Genomic DNA, 2605 nt, shown 5'->3' on the forward strand with positions numbered 1-2605 from the left:
GGTACCTTTACCAGTACCTTTACCGGTACCTTTACCTTTACCTTTACCTCTACCGGTGCCAGTACCTTTACCAGTACCGGTACCTCTACCAGTACCAGTACATATTGGGTTCCGAAATAAGAACCTGCTGAGTCCCGTATTCCTTAGTTGTTCTACTAAATCGCGTATTTGAGCTTGTTGCATTCTCAGAACCGCCTTTCGAAAATATTCCATTTAGGTAATGTATTTTATGAAAGTTTTTTGTAGCTTGTTCCAAGTTTCTGTTGATTTCTTTTATCAAGTACATCTTCTTTCTCATATGATAATATGGGAAGAACGGATGAGGGAGATAAGCTATGCACCATGATACCCTTCCTACCTTCAATATTTTGATCGAGCCTACCCACCTTAAAGCATTACAAGGTAACGTATGGAACGAGGAACCTTTTCCATCCAAACTGGTTGTAGACAACATTCCTTACGATGTGGGTATCACTTATCGTGGAGATCACATACGCAAATTTAGCAAAAAATCGTACAGAATCGATTTTGGCACATACAATAAAGCCTTTGAAGGGCGTGAAATTCATCTTAACGCTGAATATCGTGATCCTTCTTTAATTCGAAATAAGCTATCCTTCGATTTTTTCCATACCATTGGAAGTATTTCGCCGGATTGCAAGCATGTTTTCATAGAGCTTAATGGAAAGCCTCAAGGTGTTTATTTACAGCTTGAATCGGTCGATGAATTGTTTTTAGAGAAAAGACAGATGCCGTATGGTCCTATTTTTTATGCAACGAACTACCATGCTAATTTTTCACTATTAACCCCAAAGGAAAATCCGAAACCTTCCCTTCAATCCGGGTATGTGCAAAAAATCGGAAACGATGACGATAGCCGTGATCTAGAAATGCTCATATATAAAGTGAATACGATTCCCTGTAGTGATTTTGGTGAAGAAATAGCAAAGTGCATAGATGTCAAAAAGTATTTATTGTGGCTATGTGGTGTAGTCTGTACTCAGAACTTTGATGGTTTCATTCACAATTATGCCTTATATCAAAATGGGGAAACGAAATTATACCAGATGATTCCCTGGGATTACGATGCAACATGGGGCAGGGATTGGGATGGACAAATCATGAAATTCAATTATGTTCCTATTGAAGGCTATAATACCCTTACTGCTCGTCTTCTTGATATAAAGGGTATACGCAATCAATATCGTCTTCTCTTGGAAGAAATTCTGGAAACCTCATTTACAGTTGAGGCTTTAGAACCAAGAATTTCTAATCTAATCATGCAATTGCGTCCCTATTTATTGTTAGATCCTTATAAAAAGAAGTCCATCAATATTTTTGATAGCGAACCGAGTGTTATACTTCGATTCATTTCGGATCGAAATAGCTATCTGCGGAAGCACCTAAATGATTTAATATGAAGGGGGTAGTACGTTGCGACCGATTACCGTGAAAAAAACGGAGAAATATGGTCGAGGAATATTTGCGATCCGTAATATAATGAAGGGTGAGTTTATTGAGGAAGCACCTGTAGTAGTTATAACTATTACAGAATGGAAACTGATGAAGAAGAACATTCTTTCAAACTACGTTTTCCGTTGGGGAGAGGATAAAGCTCTCGCTTTGGGATATGGCTCACTATACAATCACTCCTACACTTCTAATGCAAGATATCACACCAATATTGAAAACCAATCGATTGATTTCTATGCATGGGAAGATATTCAGGAGGGAGAAGAAATCACCGTTAATTATAACGGCGACCCTGAGGATCGAGCTCCATTGTGGTTTGAAGTCATTGAGTAAATTAGTAGACCCGGCACAAGCGTGTCGGGTCTACTAATTTACTTGAAATATAGTTAATCTTGCTTCAGCTTTTGTACATCCTAAATGCACCGAGTTGTCCCTAAATACATACTATAGTGTAGAAAAAACAATTCAGTTGATTTAAAAGAAAATTATGGCGAATTAGGTGGTGTTAATGGGATTAACTTGTGTTTCCTGTGCCCTTTTGGAAAGGAGGGAGGAAAAAGTGTTCATGGGCTCATTTTTGTTGATCGTTGCTGGCCTTCTATATTGGTTGTTGATACCTCTGGTTCCCAATAGCGATTCTATCTTACAAGAGGAAGTCGCATTTGCTAGGGATCAATCTCAAAACAGTGAGGGCGTGGCTGGATGTTTGATTTCGCAACCCTCTATACGTTAACTATTTTTTCCCTAATGGTTTTGTTTCTCTTTTGGAGGCCCCATGGCATTAATGAATCTATTCCCCCCACCATTAGTGCTTTATTCATTTTCTTCGCTGGAATCGTTCCTTTAAGTGATGTGTTCAAAATACTAGGGTTCGTAAGTGGGGCCTCCATTACCATTCTTTCTACGATTGTGATGTCCATTGTGCTTGACAGCATTGGGTTTTTTCGTTGGGCTGCCTTTAATATGGTGAACCGGGCCAACGGTTCAGGTGTCTTGCTTTACTGGTATATCAATTTGCTCTGTTTCCTCATGACCATGTTTTTTAACAATGACGGAAGCATCCTCATTACTACCCCTATTATCATCCAGATAGTCACCATTCTAAAGCTTAAACCTAATCAACAATTCCCTT

At 38.9% G+C, this 2605-nt stretch carries 4 protein-coding genes; 3 read left to right on the top strand and 1 reads right to left on the bottom strand.

The features are described from left to right. Positions 1 to 183: hypothetical protein (locus UF75_RS29715; RefSeq protein ID WP_045577294.1), on the bottom strand; the 183-nt coding region annotated here is incomplete at its 3' end. Positions 184 to 335: 152 nt separating this feature from the next. On the opposite strand from UF75_RS29715, the gene UF75_RS25360 reads away from it, so the two are divergent. From UF75_RS25360 to UF75_RS25375, 3 genes are all read left to right on the top strand, one after another. Next, positions 336 to 1421, top strand: coding sequence for a CotH kinase family protein (locus UF75_RS25360; protein ID WP_045577295.1), 1086 nt, complete (start codon positions 336 to 338; stop codon positions 1419 to 1421). Positions 1422 to 1434: 13 nt separating this feature from the next. Further along, positions 1435 to 1806 carry an SET domain-containing protein gene (locus UF75_RS25365; protein ID WP_045577296.1) on the top strand — a complete coding sequence of 124 codons (372 nt, stop codon included), beginning with the start codon at positions 1435 to 1437 and terminating at the stop codon, positions 1804 to 1806. Positions 1807 to 2175: 369 nt separating this feature from the next. Next, on the top strand, positions 2176 to 2605 hold a 430-nt coding region (locus UF75_RS25375; protein WP_045577298.1), incomplete at its 3' end, for an ArsB/NhaD family transporter.

This window comes from Desulfosporosinus sp. I2, from assembly GCF_000960765.1.
Lineage (GTDB): Bacteria > Bacillota > Desulfitobacteriia > Desulfitobacteriales > Desulfitobacteriaceae > Desulfosporosinus.